The following is a 20,899-nucleotide window of genomic DNA, read 5'->3' as shown; positions in this document are numbered from 1 at the left end:
CCTCTTAATTTATATACTGTTCAATTGACTAAAACACTAAACAATTATAACAAACTATAATTATTATTTCATCAATTTTTGGCATATTCACTTAAAATTATATCATATGCTTATTTTTTTTCAAATAATCACAAGATTCTTGAATTTATTGTTTTATTCGCCTTATAAAATATTGTTTTTATATTTCTCTATTTTAATAATTTAAAAGATTGAAATAACTTAATCAAGTTGATATAATGAAATTTGTCATTTATTGAAAAAAAATTAAAATGTTATTCATTTATAATACATACTATGGGGGTTTAATATGCCAGTTAGAATTGCAATACTTGGTGGACCAAGATGTGGAAAGACTACTTTAATACAGCAATTATATGTTGAGTTTAAAATAAGAGGACTAGATGTGGGTGCTGCTACAGAATATAGCACTGAATATTTAAAGGAAAAAGGTATGATAGAAACTATTTCTGAGCAATATGGAATCTATTTAGGTCAACTTCGTTTAGAAGAATCCCTAAACCAGTTTGACTATGCCTTAACTGATTACGCAACATTTGTACCATATATATATGGAAGATTTATGTTAGGAGATAAAACAAGATCTCAAAAAGAAATAGAAATTTTAAAAGATCTTTATCACTTAGCACTTAAAGATTTACCAAAATACGATCATATATTCTTTGTTCCTAGAGAGTTCGGATATGCTCAAGACGGGGTTAGATGGCAAGATGAATCAATGGCAAAAGCTGTCGATACTGCTATAAAACAATTCTTAGATAGTGAAAATGTTAAATACACAACTATTGAAGGTTCTACTAAAGATAGAGCTAAACAAATTCTTGAAATTGTTGGTGTAAATGACACAGAAGCTGTTCCTACTATGAAAGAACTAAAAAAGAAAAACTCAAAATAAAATAAGACAAGCTAAGCTTGTCTTATTTTATTATTTTCTTTCTAATGATTTTAAATATTTGATAAATCCCTCTCTAAGATCTCTCTTCTTAAAGCATATTCAACAGTAGCTTCTAAGAATCCTAATTTATCTCCTACATCATACCTTCTGCCTTCAAAATCATAAGCATACATAGCTTCTTGACTCATAAGTTCTAAAAGTGCATCTGTAAGTTGTATTTCTCCGCCTTTTCCTGGCTTTGTATTTTCTAATATTTCAAATATTGTAGGTGTTACTATATATCTTCCAAGTATAGCAACATTTGAAGGAGCTTCATCTTTAGAAGGTTTTTCAACTAAGCCCTTTACCTTATAAACACTTCCCTCAATATGTTTTCCTTTAACTATTCCATATTTAGAAACATCACTTTCCGGTACAGTTTGTACCCCAAGCACACTAGTTCTATATTCATTATAACAATCTATAAGTTGCTTCAAACATGGTTTTTCATCATTATAAACCACATCATCACCAAGTAATATAGCAAAAGGTTCATTGCCTACAAAAGTCTTTGCACAACTTATAGCATGCCCAAGTCCTTTTGGCTCCTTTTGTCTTATATAGTGAATATCAACCATATCAGATATATCTTTAACTAAATCTAAAAGTTCATTTTTTCCTGATTTCTCTAACTCTATTTCTAGTTCAATACTTCTATCAAAATGATCTTCTAAACACTTCTTACTTCTTCCTGTAATTATTAAAATTTCTTCTATTCCAGAAGCTATAGCTTCTTCTATTATATATTGTATTGTAGGCTTATCTACTATAGGAAGCATTTCTTTGGGTTGCGCCTTAGTTGCTGGTAAAAATCGTGTTCCAAGACCTGCTGCTGGTATTATCGCTTTTCTTATCTTTTTATTCACCTTATATCCCCTCTTATTACAAAATAATGTTATTAAAATTATAACTAATTAATTTTAGTTATTTAATTTTACATAATTTAAACCTAATTTACAAGTTACTTAATTTGCTATCAATCACCCAATTAACTTTAACTAATAATAAATATATAACTCCTATTACTTTAAGTAAAAGTTATGTTATAATAGTCTAGTCTATTTAAGAAAAACAAATTATTTTCTTAAAGCTTCATATTATATAGTAGAAAATAATTAATATTTTAATATACATAAAAATTCAAGGAGGCAATTAGATTGAGCGATTTAATTAAAGAAATAGAGAAAAGAAGAACCTTTGCCATCATCTCTCACCCTGATGCTGGTAAAACTACTCTTACTGAAAAGTTCTTACTTTACGGAGGAGCTATCAGAATGGCTGGTTCTGTTAAGGCTAGAAAGGCTGCAACTCATGCCGTTTCTGACTGGATGGAAATAGAGAAACAAAGAGGTATCTCTGTTACTTCATCTGTTATGCAGTTCAACTACGGTGGATACTGTATAAACATACTTGATACTCCTGGTCACCAAGACTTCTCAGAGGATACATATAGAACACTTATGGCTGCTGACTCAGCTGTTATGGTTATCGATGGAGCTAAAGGGGTCGAGGACCAAACAAGAAAGTTATTCCAAGTTGCTTCATTAAGAGAGATTCCAATATTCACTTTCGTAAACAAAATGGATAGAGAAACTAGAGATCCATTCCAACTTTTAGAAGATATCGAAAGCGAATTAGGAATAAAATCATACCCAATGAACTGGCCAATAGGTTGTGGAAACAACTTTAAAGGAGTTTTTGATAGAGCTACAAATACAATACATATGTTTGATGGTGGAAATCATGGACAAAGTGAAGTTTCAACTATAACTGGGGACTTAGAAGATCCTAAGTTCAAAGAGCTTTTAGGTGAAGACCTACACGCAAAATTAATGGAAGATGTTGAACTTTTAGATATAGCTGGTGATGAATTTGATTTAGAGAAAGTTAGAAAAGGAGAATTAACTCCTGTATTCTTTGGATCAGCTCTTACAAACTTCGGAGTTGAGCCATTCTTAAATGACTTCTTAAAATTAACTACTTCTCCACTATCAAGAAATTCATCAATTGGAGAAATAGATCCTATGACTGAACCATTCTCAGCTTTTGTATTTAAAATACAAGCTAACATGAATAAAGCTCATAGAGATAGACTTGCTTTCATGAGAATATGCTCAGGAAAGTTTGAAAAAGGAAAAGATGTTTTCCACGTTCAAGGTGGTAAAAAAGTTAAACTTGCTCAACCTCAACAATTCTTAGCTCAAGATAGAGAGGTTGTTGAAGAAGCATATGCTGGAGATATCATTGGTGTATTTGACCCAGGTATATTCTCAATAGGTGATACTTTATGTATGAACTCAAAGAAATTCAAATTCGAAGGAATTCCTACATTTGCTCCTGAGCACTTTGCTAGAGTTAAACCTATAGATACTATGAAGAGAAAACAATTCATAAAAGGTGTTACTCAAATAGCTCAAGAGGGTGCTATTCAGGTCTTCAAAGAATTACACATAGGTATGGAAGAAATCATAGTTGGAGTTGTTGGTGTTCTTCAGTTTGAAGTTTTAGAATACAGATTAAAAAATGAATACAATGTTGATATAAAAATGGAAAGACTTCCATTCAGATATGTTAGATGGATTGAAAATGCTGATATAGATGTAGATTCTTTAAATCTTACTTCAGATACTAAGAAGGTTAAAGACTTTAAAGACAGAAATCTTCTTATATTCCAAAATGACTGGGGTATTTCATGGGCTATAGATCATAATCCTGGAATAATACTTTCTGGTGTTGGTAAATCTGACGACTAATATAGCAAATTAAAGCAAAGACATGATTATCAAGAAAAAACTTGGTAATCATGTCTTTTTTTGTTTATTATCACGTTAACAATTAGTTCACATTTAAACCAATTTTATGTTATATTAATTTTAGTTAGATTTTATTTCTATATACATTAGGAATATTTTTCATTTCGTGTAGAAAATCCAAATATTCTTACCTAGAATAAAGATTACATTAAATGAAAGTACGATTCTTAAAAAGCTATTTTTTTGATAGAAGCCCAAGAAAATACTAACTAATAATATTTTCTTGTCAAAAGAAAGAAGGGAACACATGAAAGAAAACATATTAAAAAAATTTAAATTCAATAAAAAATTTAGCTTTCTTATTTTAATAATTTGGTGTATGGTAGTAGGATTCTTATTAATTACTGCACCATCCCTTTCTAAACTCGTTAGTGAAAAAGGTGGAATTCAATTACCTAACGATTACTCCTCAAAAATATCAGACATATTAAATAGTAATAATCAATTTAATAGTAATGATAGCTATATTGCTGTTTTCCATTCCGATTCAAAATTAACAGCTGAAAACTTAAGCAATATAAAAAATACTATAAACCGACTAAAAGATAATAAAAATATAGATTATGTTCAAAGCATAACTAACAGTTTCGATACTCCACAGTTAAAAAGCCAACTTAATTCTTCAAATGGTGAAACAATAATAGCTTTAATGACAATCGACCCTAAAGGAGCCTCTGTTAGTAAAATAGAAGATACTCTAAATAAAGAATTGAAAACTTCTGGTGTTGAGACTTATGTAACAGGACAAAGTCTTATAGAAAATGATGTTAATGTTGCTGCTCAAAAAGGTTTAAATAAAACTCAAACTATAACTGTTATATTTATTTTTATAGTGCTAATACTACTATTTAAATCCATTGTTACTCCATTTATTCCTTTACTTACAGTAGGAATAAGTTATTTGGGAGCTCAGTCTGTAGTAGCAATTTTAGCAGATAAATTTAATTTCCCACTTTCAAACTATACGCAAATATTTATGATTTGTATCATGTTTGGTATAGGAACTGACTACTCTATTCTACTTTTGAATAGGTTTAAAGAAGAATTAATTAATGGAGAAGATAATCTAAGTGCTATGAAAACAACATTCACTACTGCTGGTAAAACAGTTCTATCTAGTGCTACACCAGTCTTTGTAGTTTTTGCCTCACTTAACTTTATAGGATTTAACCTATATAGAAGTGCTGTAGCCGTAGCAATTGGTATATTATTTTTAATATTGGCTCTTTTTACAATTTTCCCTGCTGTAATGATTATATTAGGTAAGAATATTTTTTGGCCAGTTAAAGGAACATTTAAAGCTGAAGAAAATAAACTTTGGGCTAAATTAGCTAATAAAGCTTTCAATAAACCAATTCCTATATTAGGAATTATATTTGCAGTACTTTTATTTCCTATTTTATTTAATAATTTCAATCAATCCTTTAATAATTTAAATGAAATAGGCGATTCCTACTCTGCTAAGGCCGGTTTTAATATAATAGCAGATAATTTTGGAATCGGACAAGCATCCCCAGTTTCAATATACATAGAAAATGATGATGATATGAGAAAACCTGAATATGTAGCCTTAATGGAAAAGTTATCTAATGACATAAAAAATTCTAGTAATGATTTTAAATCTGTTTTAAGTGTTACTAGACCAACTGGTGATCGTATTGATGAAATATATGTTAATGACCAAGCTGGTCAAGTTGCCAAAGGAGTAGACAAAGCTAATAATGCTCTAAATGAAATAAATAGTGGATTAACAGAAGCTAATAAGAAAATAGCGGACTCAAAAGGAAAATTAAAAAGTGCTGAGGAAGGAACTGAAAAACTTCAAGATGGAACTAAACAAACTGAACAAGGTGTCTCAGAACTTCAAGCCGCACTTAATAAACTAGTTGAGAGTTTAAAAGAAGAACATGCTGGTGCCACAGAATTAAAAACTTCTATAGATGGAGCCTTAGATAAAGTTAGTGCCTTAAAACTTAGTAAAGCTCAACTTGAAAAAGACTATACATCTATAGTTGATTCAGCAAATACTGTTCTTGAGAATTTAAATAAGCTTGGTTCACTAAGTGGAGACCCCTCTTCAGTTAATGTAGATACAAGCAAACTAAAAAACTCACTTTCATCATTAAATTCTCATTTAAGTGAGTATTCAAAATCTCACCCTGAGCTTGCAAATGACGAAGACTTCAAGAAATTTTCTCAAGATGTAAGTAACTTAAATAACAATACAAACAACTTAAATGGCACTCTTAATAATAGTTCTGAAGTTAAGGCTATAAATGAAAGTATAGGTGCTCTAAAAATTTTAATAAATACTTTAAATGACAAAAAAGATACCGTAATAAATGACTTAGAAAAGTTCAATTCAGGAATTTCTGAAATTGAAAATGGACTTAATGCCTTAGATAAAGGTTTAGGAGAATCTTTATCTGGTGGTGAAGAAATTTCTTCTAAAGTTCCTGAAATTTCAAATGCTTTAAGTCAAATAGCTAATGGTCAATCTCAAATTCAAAATGGATTCAAACAATTTTCTGGTCAAATAAATGAACTCTCTGAGGGACTTAAAGCTGGTTCTAATGGGATAACTGAAATACAAAATGGACTTAAATATGCTAATGGTTTTATTAATGATTGGTCAAACCTTTCTTATAATCTTTCTGGAATATGTGTTCCTGTAGAAGTTTTTAGTAATAATGAATTTAAACAATCATTAAATCAATATATGAGTCCAGATGGTAAGCTTGCTGTTATAAATGTAATTACTACCAAAAACCCTTATTCTGATGATGCTATGAATGCAATTCCAGAATTACAATCTATTGTTGAAGATAGTGTTAAAGGAACTAAATTAGAAAATGCTAATATTGGTGTCGGCGGAATGGCTAGTACAAGTTATGAAACTAAAAAAATGGCAGATAAAGACTATGATAAGGCCTTGATTTTTGTTATTGTAGGAGTATTTATTACATTAATCATAATTTTAAGATCATTGACAATGCCAATTTACTTAATGATTTCATTACTATTAACATACTTCACATCAATAAGTGTAGTTCAATTTATAGTTACAAAAATAATGAAATATCCTGGCATATCATGGATTACTTCATTCTTTGGATTTGTTGTTCTTATGGCACTAGGAATAGACTACTCCATATTTATAATGACAAAATTTAATCAAGATCTTAATGGTTCTATAAAAGATCGTATTATAAGAACAATGAGAACAATGGGTGGTGTTATAATATCTGCTGTAATAATCCTTAGTGGTACATTTGCAGCCTTACTTCCATCGGGCGTTTTATCATTAATCGAAATTTCCATGGTTGTTTTAACTGGTATTCTTCTATATGTAGTTTTTGTACTTCCACTATTCATACCTGCTATGGTAAAAATATTTGGAAAATTAAACTGGTGGCCATTTAAACCAGCTATCGCCAAAGAAACTACTAGTTCAAGTGATAATGTAACTGTAGTAACAACTGTGGTTACCACTACTACCACCACAACAACTACAACTAAAAATGGAATAACAACCACAACTAAAAAAGAATCAAAATCCACTAAAACAGAAGACTAATTTATACCTTAATTATATAAGGGGATGTATTCAAACAACTTCTTAATAAAGAATATGTTTGTAAGCTTTATTATAAGTTTTTATACATCCCCTTTATAAAATTCACTTTTTATAACACAAATTTCTCTATAGCTTTTGCTACTCCATCATTTTCATTTGTATCCGTTACATATCCAGCCTTATCTTTTAAGAACTCTTCAGCATTTCCCATAGCTACTCCAAGACCTGCATACTCTATCATGCTAAGATCATTTTCACTATCTCCTAAACACATAACTTCTTCTCTATTTATATTTAGCATATCAGCTAAAACTTTTACTGCATTTCCCTTTGAAGTTCCTCTATTCATAACCTCAAAATTATTTGTAAAAGAACTTACAACCTCAAAGTCTTCATAATTCTTCAGTTCTTCTTTAGCCTTAAATAAATCACCTAATTTTTCTTCATTATTCTCTATACAAATAGCCTTAAGTATATGCTTGTTATATTTTTTAAATGATTCTCTAAAATCTATTCCTTCTGAGAATAAAACCTTATCTCCTGATTCACCAATCATTTGATTCATAACCTTATATCCATGCTGTTCAGGAACTATTTTTTCAGATATAACTGTATCTGATGTATTAAAGTAAGCTAATTCAATATCATATTTTTTGATAACATCATATATTCTATCTATTTGATCATCAGTTAAAACAGACTCATATATAACTCTCTCTTCATCCTTTTCTCTTATAAAAGCTCCATTACAAGATATAATAGGTGCTTTTACGCCTATAAGATCAGCATAATACTTAGCAGAAGTAAATAATCTTCCTGTAGTAATAGCTATTTTAACACCTTTTTCAGTAGCTTTTCTTATAGCATCTTTATTTCTTTCACTAACCTCATGCTTATTATTTAATAAGGTTCCATCCATATCTATACAAATTAATTTATATGCCATACAAAAAAATCTCCCTTCAATTCACATATCATTTAATACCTATTTTTTCTTCTTATATCCTATCCTAAAATATAGTATTACATTTTTCAACATTCTTAATCAGACTTTACATAAATATAACCATACTAAAACTTACTAATAATATATCTAACATCATAACTCATACAATTACTACCAAATTCAATTTAATAGTGGGATAAATTTCATAGGTTCATGAAATTATTTTTGGAGAAAATAATAATATAATTTTTAAAATGAAAGGAGTTTTTAAAATGTCAAAAGAAAAAAAATGCGATGTTTATCCACCAAAAGATAGAACTTTTTACTCTCCTAATCCCAAAGATTTAGTATCTTGTTCAGGTGATGTTTGCACAAAACTTCCAGATCCTACAAAGGATAAAATAGTTTGTAATAACATATCCTATAATGAATTTGACTACACAGAAAATCCACTTGATGATGAATAAACTTTACCACTAAAACAGAGCCAAAACTAAAAAAGATTGTATCAAAATAAATTTTGATACAATCTTTTTCTTTTATGGTTAACTGAAAATTTTATTAACTCAAAAATATATTGAAAATTTATTAATAGACTAAATTCTAAAGAACTCAGTAAATGATTTTATACAATCGAAATGATCACTTACAGCACCGAATTCTCTTATTGAGTGCATAGCTAATATTGGAGTTCCCATATCAACAGATCTTATTGGTAAATGAGTTGAAGATATTGGTCCTATAGTTGAACCACCTCTCATATCTGATCTATTTACAAACTTCTGAACATTAACTCCTGCTTTTCTACATACCATTTCATAAACGGCAGCTGAATCACTATCACTAGTATAGCTTTGAGAAGCTGCTATTTTTATAACTGGTCCCTTTCCTAATACAGGTCTTACTACTGGGTCATGCTTTTCTCCTAAGTTTGGATGTACAGCATGTGCAAGGTCTGCTGAAATCATGAATGATTCTGATAATGCTCTTAAAAAGTCTTCTCTATCTTTTCCTAAAGCAAGAACTATTCTTTCTAATATAGTTTTTAAGAAATCTGAATCTCCACCTTGTTTAGTAGCACTTCCAACCTCTTCATTATCAAAACATACCATTACATTAGTAGCTTGTGAAACCTCTGCATCTATTAAAGCTTTTATTCCAGCATGAACCATTGATAAATCATCTAATCTTCCTGTTGAAATAAACTCTTCATTTAATCCCATTAAGCATCCTTTTTCATACTCGTATGGATATAATTCAAAATCTAATATATCTTCTTTAGCACAATGTAACTCACTAGCTAAAGCATTCATTAAGTAACTTCCCTTTTCTAAAGTATCACTAACTAATGATAATAAAGGTAAAGTATCTTTTTGTCTATTTATCTTATATCCATCATTAACTTCTCTATTCATATGAATAGCTATGTTAGGAATTATAAGTATTGGTTTATTTATATTAATTATTCTATTAACTGGTTTTAATGGATTTTCACTTACTAAAGTTACTCTTCCTGCTAAAGCTAAAGGTCTATCAAACCAAGTGTTTAATATGGGTCCTCCATAAACTTCAGTGTTTAGTTTGACATAAGTATTTTCAACAGTCATTTCTGCATTTGGTTTTATTCTAAATCCTGGTGAGTCTGTATGAGCACCTATTAATTTAAATCCACATTCAGCAATTTCTCCCTTACCTACTTTAAAAGCTATTAAAGCTGAATCATTTTTAGTAACATAATACTTTCCTTCAACTTCTAAATCCCATCTATCTGACTCTTTTAACTCTTTAAATCCTTCAAACTCTAGAGTATCCTTTACATTTTTAACAGCATGAAAAGCTGTTGGACTTTCATATAAAAAATTAATTAATTCATTTGCTATAACTTTTTCCATTTGTATCTCACCTTTCCTCTATATTTTGTGAAATATCCACAAAATCAACTAGATACTTTTACTTATACTTTACCACAAAATCCATAATTAACAAAATGTTAAAACCTAATGAAAATCTCTATTTTCATCTAAATTCTAACTTTAATTCAAACTATTGCTTATTTTCAAATATCATTATCTTTAATGTAGCTAATCTATTCTAACCTAAAACTAATTTCTAGTTATATAACCAACCTTAATTTAGTTTCCTCAAAACTTTCCATTACCTATTACATTATATCTCTAATGAAAAAATAACTTAATTGCTTATTACTCAATTAAGCTATCCTTTCATCTATATATATAAATCAATATTTATCTAAAAAAATTCTAAATTTAAACTACTAGTAAATAAAATTAGTGCCAGCTATATTAATTTAAAATATAGCTGACACGTCCAAATTATACTCTTACATATTGCTTACTTACATATCCAATTGATTGTCCACTACCGCTTTGAAATTTTATTTTATACCATCCATTTTCTTCACCAATAATATTAACTTTACTTCCAGATAAAAGATATCCTATTACTTGATGATTCGTCCCTGGACCCTTTCTTACATTTAAGCTTGTACTAATTCCATAAACTGTTCCCTCTTTTTCTTCTGAACTACTTCCGCTATCAGTACTATTATTAACTACAGTAATATATTGCTTAGATGCATATCCATTCTTTCCAGCAAATATTATTTCATACCAGCCATTAACTTCTCTTATTATCTCTACCTTATCATTATTACGTAAAGTTCCTACAACAGAATAATTACTTCCTGGACCACTTCTCATATTTAATGAACTTCCAACTCTAACTTTACCTATCTTCTTATCTGATACAGGTGGAATTTCAGGATCTACTGGTGGTTCTGGCTTTGATGTTTCACCTTCCTGTATTATAGTTATATATTGTTTAGAAACATACCCCTTTTTACCATTAAATTTTATCTCATACCATCCATTAACTTCTTTTGTAATTGTAACCTTATCATTATTTCTTAAAGACCCGATTACACCATAAGAACTTCCTGGACCACTCCTTACATTTAATGAACTTCCAACTTTAACAGCTCCTATTTTATCTTCACTTGTAGGAGGTAAATCTGGATCCACAGGTGGGTCAACTGGAGGTTCTACTGGGTTTCCACCTGAATTTAAAGTTATATATTTTTTACTTACATATCCTCTTTTACTTCCATCAAATGTTATATTGTACCATCCATCTTTCTCATAGTTAACATGAACCTCTTCATTATTAGTTAAGTAACCTATAACCCCATATTCAGTTCCTGGTCCTTTTCTAACATTAAGCTTACTGGATATTCCTGTAACTTTCCCCTTTTTATCTATGCTCTCTCCATTGTCACCTTCATTACCATCGCCAGAATCTCCACTACCATCTGGTAATTGCCCAGTAACTTGTATATAATCCTTACTTACATATCCATATTTCTTCTTTAAGTCTTCTATATAATCAACCTTATACCAACCATTAATTTCTTCATATATATTAACTACTTGATTCCTATTAAATTTGTATAATATGCGCCCCGATGTACTTGGAGTTTCTCTGATATTTAATGCAGAAGCATTTATAACTTTTCCTTGCATCTTAGGTTTTACCCCATCATCTTCTAACTCACCATTTCCCCCAGATACCCTACTTTTAAAATATGGCCAAAGACTTGGTCTATCTTCAATCATCATTCTAGAACAAGTCTTACCACTTGCATCCCTATGCATAACAACATTTTCTGCTGGTATATTATATTTATTCATTAAATGTTTTGTAAGTTCTATTCCTGTTTCTACTGTCTTATCAAAATCATTCCCCTTATTTACACAGAGTTCTATAGCAATTGTTGTTGAATTATTTATATTAGGATTATTTCCATCTCCAACATGCCACCCTTTCCATGTATCCTCCAAAGCCTGCACTATTTCATCATCGTCAACTATATAATGCGCTGAAGCTTTTGCATTAGGATGATTTGCAAAATAATTTCTATTAGCCATAGCATCTGCTCCAGCTTTTCTATTATCAGTATCATGAATAACTATATACTTAGGCGATATACTTTCATCTTTTGAATAGTTTATATCTATAAGTCTTTTATTAACTTTAATCCCATTTATAACAGGTGTATTTTCTGTTGAGTAAATTTCATTATCATCTTCCTCATGATAATCTCCTGCTATACAGTTGCTTTTTTGCTTCCCTTTTTCGCTATTATTTTCATTAGCAAAAGTAACTTTATCAAAAATCGCAAGGTTCCCTACTACCATACACGACAGCATCAAAGCACTTATCTTCTTTTTATTCATTTTTTTCCCTCTCCTATATTACATATATTTCTTTCAATTGAAAATTTTATACTATTATGTCTTATTATTTTATCTTCTATTTCAATATTTTTCAATATAGAATATTGTGTTATAATGTATTAAGTTAATATTAATTATGGAGAGATGATATTTTATGTTTTCAAATTTTATAATAAAGAAATTTATTAAAAATTATAATGATACTGAAAATGATGATGTCAGAAGTGCGTATGGTTATTTAGCTAGCATTATTGGTATAATCGTCAATATTATTTTATTCTTAATAAAATTTTCTGTTGGTCTTATAGCATCAAGTATAGCAATAACTGCTGATGCTTTTAACAATCTTTCTGATGCAGGCTCTTCTGTAATAACTATGATTGGATTTAAGCTTGCAAAAATGCCTGCTGATAAGGAACATCCTTTTGGTCATGGAAGAATTGAATATATATCTGCTCTAATAGTGGCATTCATGGTAATGTTAGTGGGATTCCAATTTACCAAATCATCAATAGAAAGAATTTTAAATCCTACTCCTGTAAACTTCGAATTAATTCCGTTTATTCTACTTGTGATCTCAATTTTCTTTAAGTTTTGGTTAAGTAGATTCAATAAGTTTACTGGAGAAAAAATAAATTCATCAGCTCTTAAAGCTGCTTCTGTTGATGCTCTAGGTGATGTATTTACTTCAACATGTGTAGTAATTTCATTCCTAGCAGCTAAATTCACTACATTCCCTATTGACGGATATATAGGTGTTATTGTTTCACTAGCTATTTTATATGCTGGATTTACTTTAATAAAAGAAACAATAAATCCATTATTAGGAGAAGCACCTGATCCTGAACTTGCCAAAAATATCAGAGAAATGGTTTTATCCTATGATAATATAATTGGAGTTCACGACTTAATAATTCATAACTATGGAGTTGGAAAATGTATGGCTTCTATACACGCTGAAATTCCATCAGACATAAATGTTATGAAAATACATGATATTATAGATATGGCAGAAAGAGAAATTTCTAAAACATTAAAAATATATTTAGTTATTCATATGGATCCTATTTGTCTTGAAGATGAAGAAATAAAACAGACAAAAGAAGAAATTGATAAAATAATTAAATATAATCCACTAATAGAATCAATGCATGATTTTAGAATAGTTGGTCATGGAGAAAAGAAAAATCTTATATTCGATGTTGTTGTTAATCCAGAAAAGCTAAAAAAAGTTATGTCTGAAAGTGAACTTAAGAGTAGCATAATAGATGCTGTAAAAGAAACTCACCCACAATATAACTGTATAATAACAATTGATAAAGATTTTACATGTTAAAAAAGAGTAGAAATGAGAATCCTCATTTCTACTCTTTTTTTTAATCAAACTATGTTTTAAACTAATGTTAATTTTAGATATGTTTTAAGTGCTAGCTAAAATCAACACGCACTTAAAAGCCTTTAATCATTATTTTTGAAATAATCTGATCTTATTATTTTAGTTGATATATCGTAAGCTTTATTCACATGATCTAATTCTTCTTGTGATTTAGCTTCCCCTGCAACTTGTCCACCTGGAAGTGGTACTACATTTCTATTTGTATTTAATAGATTTCTACCAATTACATTTCTTAAACTTCCATCATTTACTCCAAGAAGATATGAAACGGTTGGCATAACATCGATTAATCCACCTTTAGTTTCAAAAGTCTTTCCTTCTATTGAAGGATTGTAAATTATAAGTGGAACCTTCTTCTCATCTAACTTCCAGTAGTTTCCGTCAAAGTTAACATCTTTAAGCTGTTCTTTGTAATACTTATTAGGACCAGCATGATCACCATATATAACAAATACAGTATTATTATATCTACCTTCTGCTTTTAGCTTATCCATAAACATTTTAATAGCTTCATCTGTGTATCTTACTGTTTTGAAGTATTGCCCAATTAATGTACCATCAATTTCTTTAGGTATATCAATAGTTGTGTGTGCTGGATCGATATCAAAAGGTCCATGATTTGTTAATGTTACTGTGAACATATAAAATGGTTCTTTTAAATTCCCAGCTTTCTCAGCTAATTGAGTTAAATAACTCTTATCTGAAATTCCTAAACCTATAATTTCATTTTCATTAAAATCATACAAAGTATATGATTTTTGGAATTTTAAAAGACTATGATGAACTTCTCCCCAGTTCCAACTTCCTGCAACTTCAGGATGCGCTGAAACAGTAGTATAACCATCCTTTTCTAATAAAGTTGGTAATGTTGTTAATGTTCTACTTGGATACGCAAATGATGTTGCTGCATTAGTTACTGGTAACATTCCTGTATTAACCATTAAATCTGCATCTGAACTAAATCCAGTTAAATTCTCCTCATATATATTAGGGAAATAATATGAATGCTTAAGCATTTCATTTAACGTCGGAGTTATTTCTTGTCCATTTATACTCTTTCCAATAACAAAATCCTCTAAAGATTCAACCTGTATAACAACTAGATTTTTCCCTTTTAATTCACCTTTGTATTGATTATCAGGTAAGTTTTCATAATTAGCATCAAGCCAACTTCTTACGTCCTGCTTTTCTTTGTTACTTAATTCTATATCTTTATCTAGAACTAAAGTTTTATAAATGTCAAAGAAATGGTACCCTAAAGGCGTAGCCCTAAAAAGTCCACTTGTTGGTGTCCATGCAACTCTTAAAAATCCCTTTTCCCCATGGGTTATATCCTTAACATCATATAAATAATATTTTCCTAATATACATCCACTTGGTATTAAAAATGTCAATAAGAATGCTATAACTCTATATTTTAACTTACCAAAATACCAATCCTTAGTGTACTTTCTAAATAATATGTACAGTATAGGTAATAAAACTAAATCTGCTACTAAAAGAATCATTCTACTTCTAAAGAATATCAAATCTTTATCTAGCGGATTAAATAAATCTGGATAGATAAAGTATTTTATTGATGGAAAAGTTCCATAAAGTCTATAGTAAAGTAAATCAAAAATTAAAAGTGCTGATATTCCTAAATCTACAATATACAAGTAAATAAACTTTCCCCATCGCTTAAATAAGAAACCAAAACTTATAAATGCTAATGGGAATAACAGGTATATTATTTTATAATCTATTAATCCAAATACAAATCCTAAGTTTAATTCCATTCCACTATTACTCTTTAGCATTGTGCAGAAAACAGTAAGTTTAATCAAAAGTATTATATAAAATAATATTTCTAATGGAAACTTACCTAAAAAATTTCTGATCTTACTAAAGAAATTTTTCTTGTCACTCATATATAACCTCCTGTTAATATTTATATAAAATTTTATATTAGTATATCTTGCCTTTTTAATTGTATATTTTTTATAGATTATTTTCAAATATATTTTATAAAATGAAATAAAAACCAACAAATTAAATTAAGTATTTGTTAGTTTTTATCATATAGTGAATCGACATATCTTATAAACCTATTAAAAGCAATTTAACACTCACTTAAAACATCGCCTAAAAATATTAAATTCAAAGAATATGCAGAGCCTATTATAAAAATAAATATATTAGGATAACCATATCTAGAAAAAGTTATAAAAGGCCAATAACAAATAGTATTCATAATTAAAAATATAATCAACATACTGCTCCCTTTTACTTTTCTTCTTATCATAGATATTAATCCTAAAAGACCAAGAATTATATATGAGGTATGTATAAAATTTATTCTCTCCTCATTTACTCTAAATATAGGTTTCCAATAGTATGCTTCATTGTACATTTCCTCAGTTTTACCCAATGTATACCAATAAGTATATTTTAGAGGTTCTTCTTCAAAACCTCTCTTCACCATGTAGCTTGCTAATTTATTTTGTTCATCTTCTGATAAATATTTTCCTTCTATAAACTCATTATATTTATACTCCTCTGGAATATCTTTATAAAAGCTTGGTGCTCCCCATCTTATAAAAGTCCCTAACAATTTAGGATTCGCAGATGATTCTGTAAACAAAATAAATTTATCTTTTAATTGATAATTTCTAACCCACCACGTTGAAAATAAAACAACAAATATAACAAATACTATTGATGTGTACTTTATCATATCTTTTATTGAATACTTATTAACTATCCAAAATATTATTATAAACAATGGGAATATAGCTGCATTAGGCCTCACTAAACATACTAACCCCCAAAAAACTCCTGAAAAAACATAATATTTAGTTTTATTTCTTTTTATAGCAATTATTGAAAAATAAAATAATAGCATATAAAGAGTTTTAAACAAGACTTCTGTTAATATCAAATTTGCTGCAACATATTCTGGTAAATATATTACCGTAAGAATACATGAAATTATAGCAACCTTTTTATTTATTATTTCTTTTGCTAAAAAATATAAAGTATATAATGAAATACACTGAAGTATTAATTGAGCAACTCTTATTGCAACTAACCCTATACTTCCTCCACCAAAAATTTTAACAATTCCAGCTAAAAACATAGGATATCCTGGCATAATGAATATAGTCGGCTCCATTCCATGATAAACTAACTTTCCTTGACTAGCTAAGACATTCGCTGTATGAAAATATCTAACATCATCATTATTAAGCTTATCTAAATCTCCTAACAAAAAGTAATTTCCATATTTTAAAGTAGAAACTAATCCAATAATAAACATTATTAATATACATAGAAAAAGTAAATACCTATATTTTCTTTCTTTTTCCCAAAAAGTCATAAATTCCTCCTAAAAACTATTTTATAGCTATAATAAATACACCTATGAGTATTACTATTGTTCCTATAACTGAATTAAATGATATATTTTCTTTTAATATAAAATAGCTCATAAATAATGAAATTATATAACTCATGCTCTGCATTGGATAAACTTTACTTAAATCATTAGTCTTAATTATATAAAACCAATATATAGTTGCTAAGGCATAAATAACCAATCCACTAAATATATACTTATTAAATAGCAGTAATATAATTTCTTTAACACTTCCCATGCTAGCTTCTCTTAATCCGATTTTCCAAAGAATCTGTCCAGAAACTAACATAATACAATTTATTAAAACTAAAAATATAGCCTTAATTTTGCTCACCACCCTCTATTTTTTCTTTTAATATACCAACCTCTTGTGATATAGCTATTATTTGTTTTTTTGATTTTGATAGAGCAACTGTCAATGTAAAAATTATTACTAACAAGAAGAATATTATTATTAAAAATAAAGCATTTACTGGTGACAATATGTGTAAAACAGTTGCTATTCCATTGAGTAATTTAGGAAATATTCCAACTATAATTAGCCCAAAACTTGTAAAAAGCCAAGTTAGAGCATATTTTAATTCTAATTTTTCCTTATTTATCATCTTAATTATGTAAACTGTAAAAACTATACAAACACTTAAAATTATTGACTGTAATACTCTATCCATTTCTACATACAACTCCCCTTCTTTTTACCACAATATGAAAATATCATTGCTAAAGTAACTTTTATCATGTAATAAATAGATTTTATTAAGTCTATTGATGATTTTCCATTCTCTCTTTCCTTCATAATCACAGGAACTTCTGCTATTTTAAAATTATTTTTTATAAGTAAAATTATTGTTTCTGGTTCTGGATAATCAGAAGGATAATAATCACTAAATAATTTAATGACTTTTCTATCTGCTATCCTAAACCCAGATGTAGCATCTGTTACATTTTTTCTGGTAAGAACTTTTATTAGATAGTAAAAAAAATTTATTCCTACTCTCCTAATAAAAGTTGATTGAAATCCTTCTTTTTCAATAAACCTTGATCCAATCACGAAATTATATCCTTCTTGTATTTTTTCATATAATACATTTAAATATTTAGGATCATGTTGTCCGTCACCATCTACTTGCACTGCATAATCATATCCATTTTCATAGGCATATTTATACCCTGTCTGAACAGCACCACCTATACCTAAATTACAAGGAAGGTCTATAACATGAACTCCTAAATTCTTTGCTACGTCACTCGTATTATCAGTTGAATAATCATTAACGATTAATATATCAAATTCTTTTGCATCCTTCTTAATATTCTCAACCAACTTAGGTAAATTATCACTTTCATTAAAGGCTGGAATTATCAGTAGTATCTTATCCATTCGTCCTCCTATATAACTGTATAAGTTTCTAACAAATATATTCTTGCCATATATTCAAAGTTTTAGTATATTTTATTTTTAAAATATTTTCTATTAAGAAAAAACAAAAAGACTACTAATTAAAAATCTAATTAGTAGTCTTAAATAATTTTATTGATTATTTTTAAAGTAATTTTCCTGTATAACCATATCAGAAATATTAAATGATTGTTCTAAATGTTTCTTTTCCTCTGGAGTTGGATTTCCAACTATTGTTCCATCATTTAATAAAGTTGCATCTCTCTTAGTATTAACTAATACTCTTCCCATTGAAGTGCTATCAAAAGCTGATCTATCAAATCCTAAAAGATAAGCTACTGTTGGTAAAAAGTCTATTTGACCACCTTGTTTTGATATAGTTTCTCCTTGAATACTAGGATTATATATTAAGAAAGGAATTTCCTTATCATCATCTTTCCACCAGTTACCTTCTAATGGTGCATCCTTTATTTCATCATTGTAGAATTTATGAACTCCACCATGATCTCCATAAAGCATGATTACAGTATTATCTAATAATCCCTCTTCTTTTAATTGATTTATGAATTCTCCAATTGCTTGATCTGTATATCTAACACTTTGGAAGTATTTACCTAACATATTCTCATTTAAATCCTTAGGTAAATCTAAAAACTGTTTATCTTCTGGCATATCAAATGGTCCATGACTTGTTAAAGTTACTAAGAATGTATAGAATGGTTGTTTTTCATTCTTAAGTTTTTCTCCCACCTGTTTTAAGTAAGATTCATCTGACATTCCAAGCCCAATTATTTCACTTTGATCAAATTGAGCTGCATCCCATATTTTATCTGCCTCAAATGACTTATGCGCCTCAGCCCAGTTCCAGTTTCCAGGCACTTCTGGGTGAGTTGATATTGTATTATAGCCCTTGCTATTTAATAATTTTTGAAGAGTTCCATACTCTGTCCATGGATATCCAAAGAATGTACTTCCGTTTCTAACTGGTAGCATTGATGTATTAACCATCAAGTCACAGTCTGAACTAAATCCTGAGTTGTTTTGTTCTTTTATATTGTCAAAATACAAACTATTTTTTAATAACTTATTTATATTTGGTGTAATTTCTTGCCCATAAACCTTTTGTCCTATAACAAAGTTCTCAAGTGACTCAACTTGTATTGCTATAAGGTTTTTACCTTCAAACATTCCTTTATACTTATTGTCTGGTAAATCCTCTTTATTTTCATTAAACCACTGATTTATTTCATTCTTTTGGGCCTCACTTAATTTCTGTTCTCTATTGGCATAATAATAAATATCATATCCATGATATCCTAATGGACTTATATCGCTAAATGTTTGGAATGGAGCCCATGCTATTCTAAATAATACCTTATCAGACTTTTTAGCTATATCAAGATAATAATGTGTTGCCCCTATAGTTATTGCACTTATTCCAAATACGCTTATAAAAGCTATTAATCTTGTTTTTATGCTACTTTTATACTTTAAATTCTTTAATCCTGTAAACTTATAAACTAAAAATAGTATTACAAAATCAACTAAGAAAAATAAATCTACCGGTTCAAAATTAAATAAACTCTTTCCTATAGGATTAAATATTCCTGGTTCAATAATATGTCTTATTGATAAGAACGTTCCATTAACTCTGTAGTACCAAATATCAGCTACAAATAATATTGTAACTAAAATATCTATAACTATAGCTGCCCATACTCTCCCCTTACCTCTAAATAGGTAAATAAAGCTTGCTATTAAAGTTATTATTGCTATATGTGCCCATAACGCTGGAGGTGTAAAGTACATTATTCCAAAGTTCATACTTGCTGATCCAGGCGTTCTAAGCATTGATAAAAGCATCATGGATTTTAATTGTAAAACAACTACTAAAAAAATAAAAACCCAGTTGCATTTTAAAAAGCTTTTTAGTTTTTCCTTCATAAAATTTCCTCACTATCTTTTTTTATAATATGTACTCTACCTATTATAACATTTACAATATTTTTTTCATTAAAAATTCCTTACGTTTTTAATAATCACCCAAGCTCTATCTATAAAACTTCTTAAAACATAAAAGAACAGACTAAAAAATATAGCCTGTCCTCTTACTCCCCAATAACTCTACTGATTTATTTTATACTAGCTATTTCAAACTAAAGCTCT

Annotated in this window: 14 protein-coding genes and 1 pseudogene; 5 read left to right on the top strand and 10 right to left on the bottom strand. The window is 28.8% G+C overall.

Annotation, left to right across the window (positions count from 1 at the left end; translation table 11 throughout):
* Window positions 1–307: 307 nt before the first annotated feature.
* Window positions 308–913 carry an AAA family ATPase gene (locus ACQZHJ_RS04130; RefSeq protein WP_430484275.1) on the top strand — a complete coding sequence of 202 codons (606 nt, stop codon included), beginning with the start codon at window positions 308–310 and terminating at the stop codon, window positions 911–913.
* A 30-nt stretch (window positions 914–943) separates the two neighbouring features.
* Here ACQZHJ_RS04130 and galU read toward each other — a convergent pair.
* A pseudogene (gene galU, locus ACQZHJ_RS04125) lies at window positions 944–1,818 on the bottom strand (UTP--glucose-1-phosphate uridylyltransferase GalU).
* Between the two features lie 291 nt (window positions 1,819–2,109).
* Here galU and ACQZHJ_RS04120 point away from each other — a divergent pair.
* Together ACQZHJ_RS04120 and ACQZHJ_RS04115 are read left to right on the top strand one after the other, a co-directional pair.
* Window positions 2,110–3,705, top strand: coding sequence for a peptide chain release factor 3 (locus tag ACQZHJ_RS04120; RefSeq protein ID WP_430484274.1), 1,596 nt, complete (start codon window positions 2,110–2,112; stop codon window positions 3,703–3,705).
* Between the two features lie 307 nt (window positions 3,706–4,012).
* Window positions 4,013–7,342 (top strand): MMPL family transporter, encoded by a 3,330-nt coding sequence (locus ACQZHJ_RS04115; RefSeq protein ID WP_430484273.1) that lies wholly within the window; start codon window positions 4,013–4,015, stop codon window positions 7,340–7,342.
* Between the two features lie 109 nt (window positions 7,343–7,451).
* On the opposite strand, the gene ACQZHJ_RS04110 is transcribed toward ACQZHJ_RS04115, so the two are convergent.
* Complete coding sequence (locus ACQZHJ_RS04110) at window positions 7,452–8,288, bottom strand: Cof-type HAD-IIB family hydrolase (protein WP_430484272.1); 837 nt, start codon at window positions 8,286–8,288, stop codon at window positions 7,452–7,454.
* Window positions 8,289–8,560: 272 nt separating this feature from the next.
* Between ACQZHJ_RS04110 and ACQZHJ_RS04105 the strand changes: the two genes are divergently transcribed.
* Window positions 8,561–8,755 carry a hypothetical protein gene (locus ACQZHJ_RS04105; RefSeq protein ID WP_430484271.1) on the top strand — a complete coding sequence of 65 codons (195 nt, stop codon included), beginning with the start codon at window positions 8,561–8,563 and terminating at the stop codon, window positions 8,753–8,755.
* 129 nt (window positions 8,756–8,884) lie between these two features.
* Here the strand turns inward: ACQZHJ_RS04105 and ACQZHJ_RS04100 are convergent, their stop codons facing one another.
* Window positions 8,885–10,180, bottom strand: coding sequence for a M18 family aminopeptidase (locus ACQZHJ_RS04100; protein ID WP_430484270.1), 1,296 nt, complete (start codon window positions 10,178–10,180; stop codon window positions 8,885–8,887).
* A 441-nt stretch (window positions 10,181–10,621) separates the two neighbouring features.
* Window positions 10,622–12,541: an SH3 domain-containing protein gene (locus tag ACQZHJ_RS04095; protein ID WP_430484269.1), complete on the bottom strand. Its 1,920-nt coding sequence runs from the start codon at window positions 12,539–12,541 to the stop codon at window positions 10,622–10,624.
* 154 nt (window positions 12,542–12,695) lie between these two features.
* Here ACQZHJ_RS04095 and ACQZHJ_RS04090 point away from each other — a divergent pair, with 154 nt between their 5' ends.
* On the top strand, window positions 12,696–13,877 hold the full coding sequence (locus ACQZHJ_RS04090; RefSeq protein WP_430484268.1) for a cation diffusion facilitator family transporter: 1,182 nt from the start codon (window positions 12,696–12,698) through the stop codon (window positions 13,875–13,877).
* Between the two features lie 122 nt (window positions 13,878–13,999).
* Here the strand turns inward: ACQZHJ_RS04090 and ACQZHJ_RS04085 are convergent, their stop codons facing one another.
* The 6 genes from ACQZHJ_RS04085 to ACQZHJ_RS04060 form a co-directional block, all read right to left on the bottom strand.
* Window positions 14,000–15,847, bottom strand: coding sequence for an LTA synthase family protein (locus ACQZHJ_RS04085; RefSeq protein WP_430484267.1), 1,848 nt, complete (start codon window positions 15,845–15,847; stop codon window positions 14,000–14,002).
* A 191-nt stretch (window positions 15,848–16,038) separates the two neighbouring features.
* Window positions 16,039–17,295 carry a glycosyltransferase family 39 protein gene (locus tag ACQZHJ_RS04080; RefSeq protein WP_430484265.1) on the bottom strand — a complete coding sequence of 419 codons (1,257 nt, stop codon included), beginning with the start codon at window positions 17,293–17,295 and terminating at the stop codon, window positions 16,039–16,041.
* Between the two features lie 16 nt (window positions 17,296–17,311).
* Window positions 17,312–17,668, bottom strand: coding sequence for an EamA family transporter (locus ACQZHJ_RS04075; protein ID WP_430484264.1), 357 nt, complete (start codon window positions 17,666–17,668; stop codon window positions 17,312–17,314).
* Entirely contained in the window at window positions 17,655–18,005 is a 351-nt protein-coding gene (locus ACQZHJ_RS04070) for a DUF2304 domain-containing protein (RefSeq protein WP_430484263.1), read from the bottom strand. The genes ACQZHJ_RS04075 and ACQZHJ_RS04070 overlap by 14 nt, the downstream gene beginning before the upstream one ends.
* A 2-nt stretch (window positions 18,006–18,007) precedes the next feature.
* Window positions 18,008–18,715, bottom strand: a complete 708-nt coding sequence (locus ACQZHJ_RS04065; protein WP_430484262.1) for a glycosyltransferase family 2 protein — start codon at window positions 18,713–18,715, stop codon at window positions 18,008–18,010.
* A gap of 150 nt (window positions 18,716–18,865) precedes the next feature.
* Window positions 18,866–20,677, bottom strand: a complete 1,812-nt coding sequence (locus ACQZHJ_RS04060; RefSeq protein ID WP_430484261.1) for an LTA synthase family protein — start codon at window positions 20,675–20,677, stop codon at window positions 18,866–18,868.
* Window positions 20,678–20,899 lie beyond the last annotated feature (222 nt).

Origin of the sequence: Clostridium sp. B9 (assembly GCF_050509515.1) — a bacterium.
Lineage (GTDB): Bacteria > Bacillota > Clostridia > Clostridiales > Clostridiaceae > Sarcina.
This window is presented reverse-complemented; position numbering and strand designations above follow the sequence as displayed.

Excerpts from the sequence above, each read along its gene's own strand:
- ACQZHJ_RS04130 (WP_430484275.1), top strand. The coding sequence starts at position 308 with ATGCCAGTTAGAATTGCAATACTTGGTGGACCAAGATGTGGAAAGACT.
- ACQZHJ_RS04115 (WP_430484273.1), top strand. The coding sequence starts at position 4,013 with ATGAAAGAAAACATATTAAAAAAATTTAAATTCAATAAAAAATTTAGC.
- ACQZHJ_RS04110 (WP_430484272.1), bottom strand. The coding sequence starts at position 8,288 with ATGGCATATAAATTAATTTGTATAGATATGGATGGAACCTTATTAAAT.
- ACQZHJ_RS04105 (WP_430484271.1), top strand. The coding sequence starts at position 8,561 with ATGTCAAAAGAAAAAAAATGCGATGTTTATCCACCAAAAGATAGAACT.
- ACQZHJ_RS04100 (WP_430484270.1), bottom strand. The coding sequence starts at position 10,180 with ATGGAAAAAGTTATAGCAAATGAATTAATTAATTTTTTATATGAAAGT.
- ACQZHJ_RS04095 (WP_430484269.1), bottom strand. The coding sequence starts at position 12,541 with ATGAATAAAAAGAAGATAAGTGCTTTGATGCTGTCGTGTATGGTAGTA.
- ACQZHJ_RS04090 (WP_430484268.1), top strand. The coding sequence starts at position 12,696 with ATGTTTTCAAATTTTATAATAAAGAAATTTATTAAAAATTATAATGAT.
- ACQZHJ_RS04085 (WP_430484267.1), bottom strand. The coding sequence starts at position 15,847 with ATGAGTGACAAGAAAAATTTCTTTAGTAAGATCAGAAATTTTTTAGGT.
- ACQZHJ_RS04080 (WP_430484265.1), bottom strand. The coding sequence starts at position 17,295 with ATGACTTTTTGGGAAAAAGAAAGAAAATATAGGTATTTACTTTTTCTA.
- ACQZHJ_RS04070 (WP_430484263.1), bottom strand. The coding sequence starts at position 18,005 with ATGGATAGAGTATTACAGTCAATAATTTTAAGTGTTTGTATAGTTTTT.
- ACQZHJ_RS04065 (WP_430484262.1), bottom strand. The coding sequence starts at position 18,715 with ATGGATAAGATACTACTGATAATTCCAGCCTTTAATGAAAGTGATAAT.
- ACQZHJ_RS04060 (WP_430484261.1), bottom strand. The coding sequence starts at position 20,677 with ATGAAGGAAAAACTAAAAAGCTTTTTAAAATGCAACTGGGTTTTTATT.